We start from the raw sequence: 16,022 nt of genomic DNA, 5'->3' as shown, positions 1-16,022 counted from the left end.
ATTCCCGCACGCACCATCGCGCAGTCGCATTCTTCGAACGTGATCGACTATCTGATTCTCGGCGGCGGCTCGGCGGGTTGCGTGCTCGCCGCTCGCCTGTCCGAAGACGCCGGCAAGACCGTGTGCCTCGTGGAAGCCGGCCGCAACATTTCGCAGGCCGACATGCCCGCGGCCATACGCAGCCGCTATCCCGGCCGCGCATATCTCGACACCGCCAACATCTGGCAGCGGCTGACGGCGCGCATGAGCGCGACGGCAGCGATGCACCGCTACGAGCAGGCGCGCGTGCTCGGCGGCGGCTCGGCGATCAACGCGCTGATGTCCAACCGCGGCGCCCCCGCCGACTACGACGAATGGCACGCGCTCGGCGCCCACGGCTGGAACTGGACCGCGTGCCTGCCGTATTTCCGCAAGCTCGAAACCGATTGCGACTTCGGCGGCGAACTGCATGGCACGAGCGGTCCGCTGCGCGTGCAGCGCCCGAGCTGGACGCGCGTCTCGCCGTTCGTGCGCGCGGTGCTCGGCACGCTCGACGCACGCGGTCATACCCGGCGGGACGATCAGAACGGCGCGTGGGAAGACGGCACGTTCATCGGCGCGATCGGCGTGAGCGAAACGGGCGAACGCATTCCGACCTCGGTCTGCTATCTCGACGACACCGTGCGCGCCCGGACCAATCTCACGATCCTCACGGACACGATCGTCGGGCGCGTGCTGTTCGATGGCAAGCGCGCGGTTGGCGCGCTTCTGGCAAATCGCGAAGAATTGCGTGCTGCGAAGGTGATCGTCTGCGCGGGCGCGATCCATAGTCCGGCGCTCCTGATGCGAAGCGGCATCGGCCCGGCCGCCGATCTCGCCGCGCTCGGCATCGAAGTGATTGCGGATCGTGCCGGCGTCGGCGGCAACCTGATGGAGCATCCGTCGATTGCCGTCTCCGCATTCCTGCCGCTTGCAGCCCGCACGCCCTTCCCCGACGAGCATCACGAACAGGCCATCGTGCGCTTTTCTTCGGGCCTGCCCGGCACCGTACCCGGCGACATGCACGGCGCGATTCTTTCGCGCTCGGGCTGGCATTCCGTCGGCTACCGGTTGGGGACGATCTTCTTCTGGGTGAACAAGTCGTACTCGCGCGGGCGTGTCAGGCTCACGTCGGCGAATCCGCAGGACGAGCCCGCTGTCGACTTCAACATGCTCTCCGATGCCCGCGATCTCGACCGCCTGAAGCTCGCGCTGCGTTTCGGGGCGCAGACGCTCGCCGATCCGCTGATGGCGCGCCATCGCGGAACAGTGTTGCCGTCGAGCTATTCGCCGCGGGTCGCAAGCGTTGCCGTGCCGGGAGTGTGGAACGCGTTTCAGCGCGGCACGCTTGCCGCGCTGCTGGATATTGCCGGACCGTTACGCGGGTGGCTCGTAAGGCGCGTGGTGACGCAGGGTATAACGCTGGGTCAACTGCTCGCCGACGATGGCGAACTCACGCGCTTTGTCACGCGTTCGGTGGGCGGCACGTGGCATCCGTCCGGAACCTGCCGCATGGGCGCCGTGGACGATCCGCTCGCCGTCTGCGACGCGCGCGGCGCGGTGCTTGGCGTTGACGGGCTCTACGTGTGCGATGCGTCGCTGATGCCGTCGATCCCGTGCGCGAACACGAATGTGCCGACCATCATGATCGCGGAGCGCATCGCGGACATGCTTCGGGGACGCGGGTGAAGCGGCGTTCAGCCCCCGAACCCCACAATGCCCTTCACTTCCAGAAACGCCTCCAGGCCCCACTCGCCGTATTCACGTCCATTGCCCGACTGCTTGTACCCGCCGAACGGCGCGCCCGCATCCCATGACGGATAGTTCAGATAGACGCTGCCCGCGCGCAACCTGAGCGCCACACGCCGGGCGCGCTCCAGATCGGCGGACTGCACATAGGCCGCAAGCCCGAACGGCGTATCGTTGGCGATCGCGATCGCATCTTCCTCGTCGCGATACGGCATGATCGCGAGCACCGGGCCGAAGATCTCGTCGCGCGCGATGGTCATCGAAGGGCGCACGCCGGCGAACACCGTCGGCCGCACGTAATAGCCGCGCTCCAAACCCGCCGGACGCCCGAGACCGCCCGCCACAACCTGCGCGCCTTCGTCGATGCCGATGCCGATCAGCCGCTCCACGCGCTCGAACTGCAGTTCGCTGACGACAGGACCCATCGTCGTGCGCTCGTCGTTAGCCGGACCGACGCGATGCGCCTCGGCCGCGCGACGCGCTATCGACACCGCTTCTTCGTGACGCGCCTCGGGCACGAGCATGCGCGTGGGCGCATTGCACGACTGGCCGCTGTTGCCGAAGCACGAGTTGACGCCCGCGGTCACGGCCGCTTCGAAATCGACGTCGTCGAGCAGGATGTTCGCCGACTTGCCGCCCAGTTCCTGATGCACGCGCTTGACGGTCGGCGCCGCGAGCTTCGCGATCTCGATACCCGCGCGCGTCGATCCGGTGAACGACACCATGTCGACTCCGGGGTGCGCCGCGAGCGCCGCGCCGACGGTCGGTCCGTCGCCGTTGACGAGATTGAAGACGCCGGGCGGCACACCCGCCGCATCGAGTATCTCCGCGAACAGCACGGCGTTCAGCGGCGACACTTCGCTCGGCTTGAGCACCATCGTGCAGCCCGCCGCGATCGCGGGCGCGACCTTGCAGACGATCTGGTTGATCGGCCAGTTCCACGGCGTGATCAGCGCGACGACACCGACCGGCTCGTGATTGACGAGCGTCGTGCCCTTGCTGCGCTGCCACTGGAACGACTCGCAGGTGCGGATCAGTTCTTCCAGATGCCGCCGCCCGATGCCCGCCTGCCATGCATGCGCGAGCGCACGCGGCGCGCCGATCTCGCGCGAGATCGTTTCGCCGAGTTCGTCGTGGCGCTCCATGAAGACGTCGAGAATGCGTCGGATCAGCGCCAGGCGCTCATCGGGCGTCGTCTGCGAGAACGACGCGAACGCGCGCCGCGCCGCCGTCACCGCGCGATCGACGTCGGCGGGCGTGCCCATCGCCACTTCGGCGAGGGCTTCTTCCGTGCAGGGATCGATGACGGGCAGGCGCGCCGTGCCGGACGGCTCGACCCATGCGCCGTCGATATAGAACTTCAGTGCATTGTTCATGCGAAAGGGTTTCACTCAGAAGGTTTCAGGCGCGCGCCGCCGACGAAGAACGCCGGCTCACGACGACGATCATCACGAGGCACAGCGTCAGCGCGGTCAGCATCGTGCTGATCGCGGCGATGGTCGGGTCGATTTCGTCGCGCAGCGTCACGAACATGCGGCGCGTGAGCGTCTGGTTCGAGCCGCCCGAGACGAACAGCGCGACGACCGTTTCATCCAGCGCCTGAATGAACACGAACACCGCACCGGAAATCACGCTCGCCTTGATCTGCGGCAGCGTGACCGTCATGAAGCTGCGAAAGCGGTTCATGCCGAGACTGCGCGCGACCATCTCCTGCGTGCGATCGAAGGTGCGCAAATCCGCGCCGACCGAAATCAGGACATACGGCAGGCCGAGCATCGTATCGGCGAGAATCAGGCCGCCGAGCGTGTTCACGTAGCCCGCCTGCGAATACACGAAGAACACGCCCACCGCGACGATGATGATCGGCACCATCAGCGGCAGCATCAGGAGCGTGCGCAGATAGCGCATGATCCAGTGCGTGCCGTTCTGGATCGCGTAGGCGGCGGCGACCCCGAGCGGCGTCGCGATCAGCGCGGCGCACACGGAAGCGGTGAGCGTCGTGCGCGCTGCATCGATCCACGCGGGGTTGTCGAAGAACGAGTGATACCAGCGCAGCGAATACGCGGGCGGCGGGAAGGTCATGAAGCGCGTGTCGGAGAACGACAGCGGCACGACGATCAGCACCGGCAGCATCAGGAAGAGGAGAATCAGCGCGACCGTCGCGCCGAGGACGATGCGTCCGAACGAGAAGCGCTTCATTTCGCCCCCAGGGTCTTTTCGAGCGGCACGACGCGGCTCGCGGCATAGAAGATCGCGAATACGCAGATCAGGAGGACGACGCTCACCGCGCTCGCCGCGCCCCAGCTGTTGTAAATCTCGACGTTACGGCTCACCACCATCGACACCATGATCGACTTGCCGCCGCCCATCAGTTCGGGCGTGATGTAGAAGCCGAGGCACAGCACGAACACGAGCGTGACGCCCGCGAACACGCCGCTCATCGACAGCGGCAGGAACACGCGCATGAACACATGCAGCGGCGAGCCGCCGAGGCTCGCGCCCGCCTGCGAGAGATTCGAGGGGATTTTCTGCATCGCCGAATAGAGAGGCAGGACCATGAACGGCAACAGGATGTGCACCATCGCGATGATCGTGCCGAACTGGTTGTAGGCGAGCTGAACCGGCAGGTCGATCAGGCCCATCGCCAGCAGCGACTTGTTGATCATGCCGGTGCGCTGCAGCAGCACGAGCCACGCGTAGGTGCGCACGAGGACGCTCGTCCAGAACGGCAGGATCACCATGCCGAGCACGAGTGCGCTCAGCTTCGGTGGCAGCGAGGCAGCGAAGTACGCGACCGGATAGCCGAGCAGCAGCGTGATGACCGTCACGATGATGCTCAGCTTGAAGGTCAGCAGGAACGTGTCAAGATAGGCGCCCGTGAACATGCGCCGATAGTTCTCGAGCGTGAAGCCGTCGTGATAGATCGACTGCCACGACAGCCACGCGAGCGGCACGACGAGCAGCACGACGATCACGAGGAGCGCCGGCGTCATCAAAAGAAGCATCGTGCGATCCTCGCGGCGCTGGTAGCGCAGTCCGGGATCGGACTCGGTGGCCTGCATCAGTGTGGGTCCTTCGAGAATCCGCTTGGCAGTCGTCATGATGCACCTGAGAGCATGGGTCACGCACCTATGGCGTCGAGAATCTGATACCACGCGGCAACGAGCCTCACGCCCGGCGCGCGCAGTGAATGGAACGGCACAGGCCGCAGGCCCGGCGCGCCGAGCAGCGAAAGCTCGGGCGTCTCGCCGAGTGCGAGCGCCGCGGCATGCTGGCCGAGCAGGCTCGCCATCGCGACGCCCGCACCGTTATACCCCAGACAAAAGGTCGTGGCATCGTCGCTGCGTCCGACGTGCGGCAGCGAATTGAACGTCATGCCGACATAACCCGACCAGCGATACTCGATGCGCACGTCCGCGAGATCGGGAAAGAGCGACACCATTGCGCGCTGCAACGCATCGAAGCCGGTCATCTGCCCTTCCTTGCCGAACGCGTCGCGTCCGCCGAACAGCATGCGCCCGTCCACTTTCCGGAACCACTTCATCATGCGCCGCGTCTCGGTGTAACTGCGGCGCTCGACCATCAGGCGCGCGTCGAGATCGGCGGGAAGGCACTCGGTCGCGATCATCGCGCTGCGGAACGGCACGAGTTCACGCTGATAGGGCGACGTTGCCGAGGTGAGATCCGAATACGCATTGGTCGCGACGATCACCTGCTTCGCCCGCACCGTGCCCCCCGGCGTGACGAGCGTTACATGCGCATCGCCCGCCGCGCGATGCATCTTCAGCACCGGCGTCGATTCGTAGATCGGCACGCCGCGCGCCGTCATGCCGCGCGCGAGCCCTCGCACGTATTCGAGCGGCAGGATCGTGCCCGCATCCGCGCTCAGCACGCCGCCGACGAAGCCCTTCGAGCCGGTCTCGCGCTCGACTTCGGCGCGCGACTGCACGGTCATCGACGTATCGTTGAGCGTCGTGCGCACCCAGTCGGCCTCGGCGCAGATCGCGTCCAGCGCGCGTTCCGTATGCGCGCAGCGCAGGCTGCCCGTATGTTCGAAGCGCGCGCGGTCGATCCTGAATTCATCGACGAACGATTCGACCACCCGCACGCCCTCGTGCGCGAGCCGGTGCATGCGCTTCGCGGTATCGAGGCCGTGCAGCTTGTGGATCGTGGGAAACGACAGCCTGAATTTCGACGACACCACGCCGCCGTTGCGCCCGCTCGCGCCCCAGCCGACCGGGTTCGCATCGAGCACCACGCATTCGACGCCGCGCTTTTGCAGCGCATACGCGGCGGCGAGGCCCGAATAACCCGCGCCGATCACAGCAACCTCGACGGCGAGATCGCGCGCGAGCGGTGCGCCCGGACTCAAGGGAGCATCCGCCGCGAGCGCGCGCCAGAGCGAATCGGGTTGCGGCCTTCCGGGTGTCGTCGGCGCGAGCATGGATCAGGCGGCCTGGCGCGCTTCGGCTTCGACTGCATCCGCGAGCGCGGCGAGCGTCGCGAACTTGAAGGTCGGTGTCGTGACGGCCTCGGGGACCGGCGTCGCGCCGAAGCCCTTCTGGTTCTGACGGCGCTGGATCCAGCAGGTCGCGTAGCCGAGCTGCGTCGCGATGCCGATGTCGTGATACTGGCTCTGCGCCGTGTGCAGGATCTCGCCGAACTTGTAGCCGAACGCCGCCTGACGGCCGCGGTTATACGCGAAGAATTGCGGATCGGGCTTGGCGACGCCGGTTTCGTCGCAGCAAACGGTGTCGTCGAACGGATCGCCGAGCGTGTGCGCATACGCCGACAATGCCACGCGATCCGCATTCGTCATTGCGACCAGGCGATAGTGCTTGCGCAGGCGCTTCAGGGCCGCGACCGAATCCGCGAACGCCGGCCATTCGAGCACGTCGCGCTGGAAGGCGGCGGCCGATTGCGGATCGTCGGGCAGACCGAGTTCCTTCGCAAGCGACAGATAGACGTTCGCCATTTCGTGGCTCGAACGGCCCGGATACGTGGCGCGGCCGCGCATGTACGGCTCGAAGATCTGGTCGTCGGTCAGGTCCTTCGCCGCCGCGCCGCCGAGACGGCGCACGGAGGCGAGCACGCCGCGCTCGAAGTCGATCAGCGTGCCGACGACGTCGAACGTCAGGACCTTGAAATCGGTGAGCTTCATGAAATCATCCTTGTGCAGTTTGCTATGAATCGGGAGAGGAATGCCCGAAGCGCGGGCGGCTAAAAATACGGAAAGGATTCAGGCGGGCACGACGATCGTGTCCTGCGGATCGAGCGCGACGCTCATCTGCGCGCCCGGTTCCGGAATGCGCCGGCGTGCGTCGTGGCTGCCCGGCTGCCTGAGACTGATCGGCGTGCCGTCGGCGAGCGCGGCGAACACGCGCAGGCTCTCGCCCTGATACAGCACCTCGGTGACGCGGCATGAAAGACGGTTCACGCCGTTCGTCGCGTCGCCGCTGTCGATCACGAGTTTTTCCGTCTGCACCGCGAGCAGCAGCTTGTCGCCGCGCGGCAGCGGATGCGCGGTGCGCAAGACGGTATCGCCGAGACGCACGGCATCGTCGCCGGCGCGCGTCACGTGAAGCAGCGTCGCCTCGCCGATGAAACTCGCGACGAACGCATCGCACGGACGGTCGTACAGACGCTCGGGCGTGTCGATCTGCACGAGCCGGCCGTTCTTCAGCACGGCGACGCGGTCGCTCATCGTGAGCGCCTCGCGCTGGTCGTGCGTGACATAGACGATCGTCGCGCCGAGCTTGCGATGCAGGCGCCGCAATTCGATCTGCATGGTTTCGCGCAACTGCTTGTCGAGCGCGGAAAGCGGCTCGTCCATCAGGATCAGTTGCGGCTCGAAGACCATCGCGCGGGCGAGCGCCACGCGCTGGCGCTGGCCGCCGGAAAGCTGGCCGATGCCGCGGTTTTCGTAGCCCGACAGTTCGACCATCGCGAGCGCATCGGCGACTTTCTTCGCCCACGTCGATTTCGGCTGACGGCGAGCGCGCAGCGGAAACGCGACGTTCTCCCCGACGGTCATGTGCGGGAACAGCGCGTAGTTCTGGAACACGATGCCGATGTCGCGCTTGTGCGGCGGCGCAAATGTAATGTCGCGCTCGCCGACCCAGACCGCGCCGGAACTCGGCTGCACGAAGCCGCCGAGGATGCCGAGCAGCGTGGTCTTGCCCGATCCCGAGGGCCCGAGCAGCGACACGAATTCGCCGGGGGCGATGTCGAGCGAAACGTCGTCGAGGGCCACGACCGGGCCGTAACGCTTCGCTGCCGATCGGATCGAAACACCTGTTTTCGCTCGTGCGTCCATTGCGTCTTTGTCTCGCTGAAAAGCCTGCGTTGAAGAAAATATAGGCCGCCTCTTTTTTGGCGGCAATTCCCAAATTGTTGGATCAGGCATAACATCAGGTCATGCCGAACCTTCGCAAAAAACTGCCGAGCGCCAATGCGCTCTTCGTCTTCGAGGCCGCTGCGCGCTGCGGGAACTTCACGCGCGCCGCACAGGAACTGTATGTCAGCCAGCCCGCCGTGAGCCGAATGCTGTCACGCATGGAAGACCATCTGGGCGTGCGTTTGTTCGAGCGCGTGCGCGGCGGCATCGAACTGACCGAGAACGGCAGGATTCTCTACCGGAAAATTTCCGAAGGCTTCAACGGGATAGAAAGCGCGATCCGCGAGATCGAGGCACGCGCGACGGGCGTGGAATCGGTCACGCTTTCGGTGTCCACCGCGTTCACCACGCACTGGCTGATGCCGCGCATGAGCCGGCTGAACCAGGCGTTTCCGTCGGTCGATCTGCGGTTCCAGCTGATTTCGGGGCGCATCGGCGGACCGCTCGTCGATGTCGATCTCGGCATGCGCTTCATGCGCGAGGACGAAATCGGCGACAACGGCGTGCTCGTGATGCCGGAGACGCTGCTGCCGGTCTGCAACCAGCGTTATCACGAGACGTCGGGGACTGCGGCGGGCCGCGAGCAGGGCGATACGGTGATCGTCATGGACGACGGCGAGCGCGGCTGGCACGAGCGCTTCGCCACGTTCGCCGGGCACGGACGGCACTCGGCGGGCATGCTGAGTTTCAACGACTACGCGATCGTCGTGCAGGCGGCGCTGCTCGGGCAGGGCATCGCGCTTGGCTGGCTCAATGTGGTGTCGCACTGGCTTTCCCAGGGCGCCTTGCTGCCCGCGGAGCAGGAAGTCGTCGTGACGAACCGGCGCTGCTGCCTCGTGTGGCCGGAGAACCGGCCGCTGCGGCCGGTCGTCGCCGATCTGCGAGACTGGATCATCGAGGAGACGCGCGCGGATATGGCGATCGTCGATCGCGCGTATCCGGGGTTGGGGCTGCGCGAGGCGCTCGCGGAGAATGGGCTTGTCGTGGACGTGGTCAAGCCGTTGTGATGCGCTTTGGGCTTCTGTGGAACTTGCTTTCTTTTTGGTCTATTAGCTCTGCCCCTGTCCGGGGCGGGACTTACTTTCTTTGCTGCTGCAAAGAAAGTAAGCAAAGAAAGCAGCTTTTTCAGGCAGCAGTCACAAAACGTCACCGCCCTCGCATCACTAACTGGCCCAGCGCCTAAGTGTCGCCCTCAAAGGACCACTGGGCTTGGCGCGCGCACGCACTGACACCTCTCGCACTCCAACAGAGTGGTATGCACTTCGTTCCGGTCCGTCCGCGCTTCGCTTGGACGAACGGCACAACCGAAAACCAGTGGATTGCAACCTCGACCGCGAACCTCAACCGTGCGACTGATGTACCTCTCGTCCAGCGAAGCGAAAACGGATGAATGACCGCTGTGCCAACTTGTTCACTGTGCGATTTCACAGTGCGTGCCGCGCACCAAGCCCCTATGGTCCTTTGAGGGCGACACTTAGGCGCTGGGCCAATCGGTATTGCCAGTGCGTTGCCGTCCTAAGACTGTTGCCTGAAAAAGCTGCTTTCTTTGGTTACTTTCTTTGCAGCAGAAAGAAAGTAAGCCTACACTCGATCCAAGCGTGAAGCGGCGAGACGCCCGATAAACCCTTATGGATCAACGAATTTAGTACAATTCTCCGCTTCAGATCGCTTCAGATCGCTTCAGATCGCTTCAAACCGATTCAAACCGCCTCACGCTTTGAGGGGGGTAGAAAGGGGGGTGAAGTGACGCCGCCTCGGAGAATCCTCATGCGTAGTATCCACCGCCTCACTGCTTCCGCCATCAAGTCTCTCACAGAGCCGGGCTATCACCCAGACGGCGCGGGCTTGATTCTACAAGTCACGCCGTCCGGCTCCAAAAGCTGGCTCTATTGCTACGGCTTGCACGGGCGCAAGCGCGAGATGGGTCTTGGCCCCTTCCCGGCCATCACGCTCGCGCAAGCACGCGAAAAAGCCGCCGATGCCCGCAAGCTCAAGGCAAGCGGCATCGATCCGCTCGGACAGAAGCAACACGCCCGCAAGGTGGCGCGCGCCGCGCTTGCCAAGCGACTCGCCGTCGCGGAGGCGGCGACGAAGTACATCGACTTGCAAAAGAGCGGGTGGAGCGACGCCAACACACACGCATGGCGGCGCGGGTTCGAATTGCACGCAAACCCGATCATCGGCCGCCTCGACGTGAGCGAGATTGACACCACTCACGTGCTCAAAGTGCTTGAGCCGATCTGGACGAAGAAGCACGCCACCGCGACCTTGCTGCGCCAACGCATCGAGAGCGTGCTCGATTGGGCGAAGAGCGCGGGCTATCGCGAAGGCGAGAACCCGGCGCGCTGGTCCGGGCACCTTGAAAACCTGATGCCCGCCGTGGGCGAAGCCATCGAGCACCGCGCCGCGCTCGCATGGCGCGAGATGCCCGGCTTCATGGCGAAGTTGCGCGCCGTCGATGGCAACCTCGCCCGGTTGATGGAATTTCTCGTGCTTACCGGTGTGCGCGCGGGCGAAGCGAGCGGCGGGGTGTGGGGCGAGATCGACGCCGATGCGAAGGTGTGGCGCATCCCGGCCGCGCGCATGAAGGGCCGAAAGGCCACCAAGCGCGCTCACGATGTGCCGCTCTGTGATGCTGCGCTCGCCTTGCTCGAAGCGCTGCCGGGCGCACGTGGTGCCGAAGCGCTGGTGTTTCCTTCGGGCACCGGCCGCGCGCATTGGGATGCGGACCTCGCGGGCCTGTTGCGCAAGCTTGGCTATGCGCTCGGCACCGTGACCACCCACGGAATGCGCTCATCGCTGCGCACCTTCCTCACTGAACGTCTCAAGGTGGATGCCGACATCGCTGAGAGCGTGCTCGCGCATGACAAGCGCGGTGCGGTGCAAAAGGCATATGAGCGCACCCGGCACTTCGATGCGCGCGTGATGCTGATGCAAGCGTGGGCCGATTACTTGCGCGAACCCGCCGCCAAGGTGCTGCCGCTCGGCACTGTGTTTCGCGAACCGCTCGAAGCCGCGCATGCGATGTGAAGACGGCCGCTCATTGAAATAAAAATAAATGAGCGCCGCTTCACACGAACGAGAAAAAGCTTCCCGCACGGCTGCTGAATCTTCTGCCACAAGTTGCATCGCTGTGCATCACTATGCACATCAATGCCACGCATCTGCACATACTTCGCAAACGAATCCCGCTCGCCGTTCGCGAAAAATCCTTCTCTTCGAAGTCTCTGCATGGCGGGAATGTGACCTTGAAAAGTATCCGATTTTCGCACATTATTTCGCTAAGCAATTCGAATCAAAGCGATGCAGGGAGCGCCATGAGCGAGCAAATCGAAGCGAAGCGTGGACCGGGCCGACCGCGAAATATCCAAGAGCCGGACCTTCCTGCGGAGGCAGTCAAACCCCTGCGTGTGATCAACATTAACGGCATCGCAAGCAAGATCGGACGCTCACGCACCACCGCGCGCCGCTTGGCAAACTCCGACCCGGACTTCCCGACCTCATTCAAGCTCGTGGGTAATGAGGCATGGCTCGAAGAAGACTTCGATGCTTATCTCAGGATGAAAGCGCGGCGCGCACAGGAAGCAAAACGAGCAAAGCGCGAAGGCGCTGATGACGCTGCGTAATCCTCAACACAAGCGAGTGGCCGCAGAGCCGCCGCCTCTTAACCCTTGCCGACATGTTCAACGAGCGGCGAGCGAGTCTTGATCAAATCCGATGAGAGCTAAGGCCGATGCGGCCCGGACGAAGGCAATAAAAAAGCGGCACCGGAGGAGTATTCCGGGCCGCTCGATGTTGCCTTCGCGTTCTACAGATTTGGAGAAAGACCGCGATGCAGTCGCTATCGTACCGCCGCACCCGCTCGCGCGCCAGTGAGCACCTTCCCCACGTGGTGAAGACCGAGCGGGGCACGCCGTGACCTTCACCACCCTTGCCTCTGTCGCGCTGATGCCGGAACTCGGCCCGGCATGGCCGCTCGCCTTCGTGCTGGCCGATATGGTCCGAGACCGAAAAGACGACAAGCTCTTTCCATCAATCGACCACCTGTGTGCGCGCACCGGCTTCAGTCGCGCGCAAGTGAAGCGTCACTTTGCGACCCTTCGCAAGCTCGGCATCTTGATCGATACCGGGAAGCGGGTCGGCAAGACCGGGCGCATTCACGCTTATGAATTCCACGTTCCGCCGCTTGCCGCACTGCGCAATAAAATGAAGGAACGACTCGCCCAAAGGAGCCTTCCGGATGACCACGACGAGCCTTCTAATGGGCTCACTGCTGAGCCTATTACAGTGACCGGAAATGGGCTCACTGATGAGCCTATTAACGGCGTGAAATGGGCTCATTTGCCTAACGGTAAAGGGCTCATTTGCTCATCTCTAATGGGCTCACCAGTGAGCCACATACACGGTAAAAGTACGCGGTTAAAGCACACGGGGCAGGAGCGGCATAGCCACGCACCGCTGAACACGCGCGCGCGTGAGGTGCCGCCTTCGGCGTCGGCGGCTTCTCTGCCCGACGATAACAATGAGCGCGAACGGACGAAGAAAGCGCCCACTGTGCAGCGCAGCAAGAAAAGCGCTTTGCTATCGCAAGGTGACGCACTCACCCCGTTGGAAGTACGCGAGCGCACCAAGTCGATGGCGTCCTATCTGCGCGCGCTCGGCGTCATCAAGCGCACCGCCGTGCCCGCCGTGATTAAGCAATGGGCGGCCGATCCGCGCGTTAACATCGGCATGCTTGCCGAAGCCTTCACCGTGTATGCGACCGACCGCGATCCCAATGCACGCGAGTCGATATGCGAGTTCGCGTCGATGGTCACTGGCTTGCTCTGCGCGCGCTCGGTAAAGCGCTCGAAAGGAGACCGTTCATGATCACCACCTTGCTCGCTGGAAAACTCTACGGCGTGGCGGTCGAACGCACTTCGCGCGACGGCAAGCACCGCTTCGTGACCGCCAAGCTTCGCGCCGCACAGGAAGGCGCTGTTGCTCGATGACACCCTCGATGATGCCTTCTGATCGAGCTACGCCATGAATAAACCGGAATCCGAAGTATTCGTGCTCGGTGAGCCGCTGCCGCTCGGGCCGCGCTTGGAAGACCTCGCGAACTGCGCAACTTGTCGCTATGCCACCGCCGTGAATCTGGACGGGGAATTCTTCTGCCGCCACGATCCGCCCTGGCTTGATCCGGCTTGTGGGGAAGGGCACGGCAACGTGCGCGGCGTGTGGCCGGTGGTGTTTCACGATGACCTGTGCGGGCGTTACTGGCCGAAGGAGCCGCTTCATGCCGACGATGCGCTTGTCCAAGCCTACCGGGCAAACCTCGCGCATGATGCCGCGCTGGAAGCCTTGCGAGCCGCCACCGCCACCCGGCAAGCCGATCAGCAACGCACCGCGACCGGCCGCAAGGTGATCCACGTGAAGTCATCGACGGACGGCGCAAAGGTGTCGAAGGTGACGACACCATGACCGCCGACCTCGATGAGCGCGTGACGCGCCGCCTGAGCACCTTGCGTGCGTGGTGCCGCAAGGAAGGCATCGACGTGACACCGGGCGGCGAAATATCCGAAGAAGCCGCGACTCGCGCTGTGGGCTATCGCGGCACCGAAGCGCTCGCGGTGCAACGTGCCGAAGGCCGGTTATCTCCGCTGCTCAGGGTGCGCCGTCTTGGGCGCTCGTATCTCTACGACCTCGCTTCGTGCGCGCTCTTCGTTGAGACTGGCTATGACGCCATGATCGATGAGAACGTGACGCGCCGCGATTGAAAGCGCCGGGCCGCTCGAAGCCGTTTCACCCGGTTTGAGACCGTTTCAACCTCTGGTGCGCGCTCGATGCCCGCGCGATGCTGAGCGCTCACCTTAACCCCTCAATGGAGCACCAACATGGCAAACCTGATCGCGGATGAAGTGCCCTTGGCGTATGCGCGGATGGCGCGCGCCGTCGCGCTGAGCAAAGGCGATTTTCTCAGCGCCCGCGCCTTTATCGAAGCGAACCACGGCGCGAACTCAATCCCATATCGGCTGGTGCAGCGTGACATCGACGGCACCGGCTCAATCGTTGACGACAGCACCGCGCGTCTCGCGAGCACCGGCTTGCTCGGCGTGTCTCCGCGCAGCAACTTGCTCGGGCAAATCAACGCGGCGAGTGGCGGGCTTCTTCAGGTTGGCTTCAATTCCCGCTTCCTGCTGCAAGACTCGGGCGCTACCGGCGCATGGGTGGGCGAAGGCACGCCGCTGCCGGTGTCTGGTGGCGGCCTGTCGCTGCATTCGCTCGATGTGCTCAAGGTGGGATCGCTCTATTTCGCGCCCATCGAGCAGATGCGCACGTTCGGCCCGGTCGCTGATCTTGCGATTGCGCGCGGACTGTCGGCGGGGAATAACGCCGAGATAGCCAAAGCCTTCGCGGACCCGGCGAACGCGGGTGTGCCCGGCGAGAAGCCCGCGAGCGTCACCGCCGATGCCACCGTGATCGCAAGTTCGGGAAGCTCGGCGGCGGACCTGAGCGGCGATATGGCTGAGATGATCGAAGCCTTCGATGGCGATCTGGCTTCGGCGGTGTGGCTGATGAATCCCGGCTTGGCCTTCGCCTTCGGCATGATGGGCGCTGGCATCGGCGCGGCGGACCTCATGACGGGTGGCGTGAGCCGCTTAGCGGGCTTACCTGCCATCGCGAATCAAGGCGTGCCCGCTAACACCCTGATCCTGCTCGATCCTTCGAGCGTCGCGGTGGCTGGCCCCGTGATCGACATTGATCCGAGCACCGAAGCGGCGGTGGAAATGCAAATCGAAGGCGGCGGTTCCGAATGGCTGAACCTGTGGCAAGAAAACCTGATCGGCGCGCGCTCGATTGCGTATGTCAACTGGACCGCACGACCCGGCGCGGCGGTGGTGCTCGGTGGTGTATTCCCGGCGGCTGCCGTCGCGCGTGGCAAGTGACCCGGAGACATATCATGCACACCGACTTGCTGTTACCCGCCGACGATGCCGAGCGCACCACCATGCTCGAAGAGGCGATGGCGCTTGCCGAGCAACACGTGAGCGCATGGCGCAAGCATGGCAGCTCATCGCTCAGTGCCGTGCACGCCAGCACCGTGTTTGATGCTGCCGTGCGCACCGTGCTCACCCGGCATCACTGCGCGCCCGTGTTCCCAAGCTTTGCCGTCTTCGTTGATGCCGCGCTCGATGACCATCCGCGACCACCACCGCCCGATGATCAGGATGACGAAGACGATGCCACGCACACCATCCGCCTATTGCGCCAACAAGGAGACGCACGATGAGCAAGCTATCCAAAGCACCACCTGTTGCGGGCGAACGCATCGTGATTCTGCAACCGGCCACACTCGACTCACTCGACATCATCAAGGCCGCGCGCACCGACCTCACCCACCAACTACGCGATGCACTCAAGTGCGGGCTCGCACTGGATCGCAATGCCGTGGTGCTGCGTGAGTTCGCGCCCGGTGTCGATGCCGCGCTCTTCATGCTGCCCGGTGGTCTGGTGGTCGGACGCATCACCGACAGTGCCAAGGCGAAGAAGGAGTACGCCGCGAGCACCGGCACGAGCATCTTCACCACGCGCCCCGGTCTGTATCGATGACCGCTCAAGTTTCCGGACGTGATGCCGTTATGCGCGGGCATGGACTACTTCACGACAAAACTCCAAGCCCGCGAACTCTACGAAGCAACGAAGAGCGCGGCCGAAGCCACTGTTGCCGCACGCTATGGCACTGCCTTCGACAGAGACAACGCGGCGCACTGCATCGCCTATTTCCGAAGCCTCGATGCTTTGCTTGCGGACGACGAGCGCATGCGCTTCCACGGCTGGACGGCAGCGCAACTGATGCGCTTCGCCTACGGTTGAG

The 16,022-nt window shown here is 64.2% G+C and carries 18 protein-coding genes; 12 read left to right on the top strand and 6 right to left on the bottom strand.

All coding sequences use genetic code 11. The features are described from left to right. Window positions 1-39: 39 nt before the first annotated feature. Window positions 40-1,707 carry a GMC family oxidoreductase gene (locus AWB81_RS18710; RefSeq protein WP_062638073.1) on the top strand — a complete coding sequence of 556 codons (1,668 nt, stop codon included), beginning with the start codon at window positions 40-42 and terminating at the stop codon, window positions 1,705-1,707. 8 nt (window positions 1,708-1,715) lie between these two features. Here AWB81_RS18710 and AWB81_RS18705 read toward each other — a convergent pair whose 3' ends face one another. The 6 genes from AWB81_RS18705 to AWB81_RS18680 form a co-directional block, all read right to left on the bottom strand. Continuing rightward, complete coding sequence (locus AWB81_RS18705; protein WP_062638054.1) at window positions 1,716-3,143, bottom strand: aldehyde dehydrogenase family protein; 1,428 nt, start codon at window positions 3,141-3,143, stop codon at window positions 1,716-1,718. A gap of 25 nt (window positions 3,144-3,168) precedes the next feature. Then, window positions 3,169-3,966 (bottom strand): ABC transporter permease, encoded by a 798-nt coding sequence (locus AWB81_RS18700; protein WP_062638052.1) that lies wholly within the window; start codon window positions 3,964-3,966, stop codon window positions 3,169-3,171. Continuing rightward, entirely contained in the window at window positions 3,963-4,868 is a 906-nt protein-coding gene (locus AWB81_RS18695; RefSeq protein WP_062638050.1) for an ABC transporter permease, read from the bottom strand. The genes AWB81_RS18700 and AWB81_RS18695 overlap by 4 nt, the downstream gene beginning before the upstream one ends. A 20-nt stretch (window positions 4,869-4,888) precedes the next feature. Further along, window positions 4,889-6,211, bottom strand: a complete 1,323-nt coding sequence (locus AWB81_RS18690) for an NAD(P)/FAD-dependent oxidoreductase (RefSeq protein ID WP_062638048.1) — start codon at window positions 6,209-6,211, stop codon at window positions 4,889-4,891. Between the two features lie 3 nt (window positions 6,212-6,214). Then, the gene (locus AWB81_RS18685; protein WP_062638046.1) at window positions 6,215-6,928 is read right to left on the bottom strand and encodes an HAD-IA family hydrolase; all 714 of its coding nucleotides are present in this window, start codon (window positions 6,926-6,928) and stop codon (window positions 6,215-6,217) included. A 78-nt stretch (window positions 6,929-7,006) separates the two neighbouring features. Beyond that, entirely contained in the window at window positions 7,007-8,083 is a 1,077-nt protein-coding gene (locus AWB81_RS18680) for an ABC transporter ATP-binding protein (protein ID WP_062638043.1), read from the bottom strand. A gap of 101 nt (window positions 8,084-8,184) precedes the next feature. Between AWB81_RS18680 and AWB81_RS18675 the strand changes: the two genes are divergently transcribed. From AWB81_RS18675 to AWB81_RS18625, 11 genes are all read left to right on the top strand, one after another. Continuing rightward, the gene (locus AWB81_RS18675) at window positions 8,185-9,171 is read left to right on the top strand and encodes a LysR family transcriptional regulator (RefSeq protein ID WP_062638041.1); all 987 of its coding nucleotides are present in this window, start codon (window positions 8,185-8,187) and stop codon (window positions 9,169-9,171) included. Between the two features lie 760 nt (window positions 9,172-9,931). Then, window positions 9,932-11,194 (top strand): tyrosine-type recombinase/integrase, encoded by a 1,263-nt coding sequence (locus AWB81_RS18670; protein ID WP_062638039.1) that lies wholly within the window; start codon window positions 9,932-9,934, stop codon window positions 11,192-11,194. A 287-nt stretch (window positions 11,195-11,481) separates the two neighbouring features. Further along, complete coding sequence (locus AWB81_RS18665) at window positions 11,482-11,790, top strand: hypothetical protein (protein ID WP_062638037.1); 309 nt, start codon at window positions 11,482-11,484, stop codon at window positions 11,788-11,790. 289 nt (window positions 11,791-12,079) lie between these two features. Further along, window positions 12,080-13,033: a helix-turn-helix domain-containing protein gene (locus AWB81_RS44745; RefSeq protein WP_143753720.1), complete on the top strand. Its 954-nt coding sequence runs from the start codon at window positions 12,080-12,082 to the stop codon at window positions 13,031-13,033. Next, window positions 13,030-13,155, top strand: coding sequence for a hypothetical protein (locus AWB81_RS48295; protein ID WP_268811754.1), 126 nt, complete (start codon window positions 13,030-13,032; stop codon window positions 13,153-13,155). Before AWB81_RS44745 ends, AWB81_RS48295 begins: the two co-directional genes overlap by 4 nt. A gap of 34 nt (window positions 13,156-13,189) precedes the next feature. Then, window positions 13,190-13,627 (top strand): hypothetical protein, encoded by a 438-nt coding sequence (locus AWB81_RS46435; protein ID WP_062638029.1) that lies wholly within the window; start codon window positions 13,190-13,192, stop codon window positions 13,625-13,627. Then, window positions 13,624-13,923 carry a hypothetical protein gene (locus AWB81_RS18645; RefSeq protein WP_062638027.1) on the top strand — a complete coding sequence of 100 codons (300 nt, stop codon included), beginning with the start codon at window positions 13,624-13,626 and terminating at the stop codon, window positions 13,921-13,923. Before AWB81_RS46435 ends, AWB81_RS18645 begins: the two co-directional genes overlap by 4 nt. 117 nt (window positions 13,924-14,040) lie before the next feature. Then, window positions 14,041-15,093: a hypothetical protein gene (locus AWB81_RS18640; protein WP_062638025.1), complete on the top strand. Its 1,053-nt coding sequence runs from the start codon at window positions 14,041-14,043 to the stop codon at window positions 15,091-15,093. A gap of 14 nt (window positions 15,094-15,107) precedes the next feature. Next, window positions 15,108-15,437 (top strand): hypothetical protein, encoded by a 330-nt coding sequence (locus AWB81_RS18635; RefSeq protein WP_062638023.1) that lies wholly within the window; start codon window positions 15,108-15,110, stop codon window positions 15,435-15,437. After that, window positions 15,434-15,757 (top strand): hypothetical protein, encoded by a 324-nt coding sequence (locus AWB81_RS18630; RefSeq protein ID WP_062638021.1) that lies wholly within the window; start codon window positions 15,434-15,436, stop codon window positions 15,755-15,757. Before AWB81_RS18635 ends, AWB81_RS18630 begins: the two co-directional genes overlap by 4 nt. A 39-nt stretch (window positions 15,758-15,796) precedes the next feature. Continuing rightward, the gene (locus tag AWB81_RS18625; RefSeq protein WP_062638019.1) at window positions 15,797-16,021 is read left to right on the top strand and encodes a hypothetical protein; all 225 of its coding nucleotides are present in this window, start codon (window positions 15,797-15,799) and stop codon (window positions 16,019-16,021) included. Window position 16,022 lies beyond the last annotated feature (1 nt).

This window comes from Caballeronia arationis (genome assembly GCF_001544975.2).
Taxonomy (GTDB): Bacteria; Pseudomonadota; Gammaproteobacteria; order Burkholderiales; family Burkholderiaceae; genus Caballeronia; species Caballeronia arationis.
Note: the sequence above shows the minus strand (reverse complement) of the source record. Positions and strands in the feature narration are given on the sequence as shown.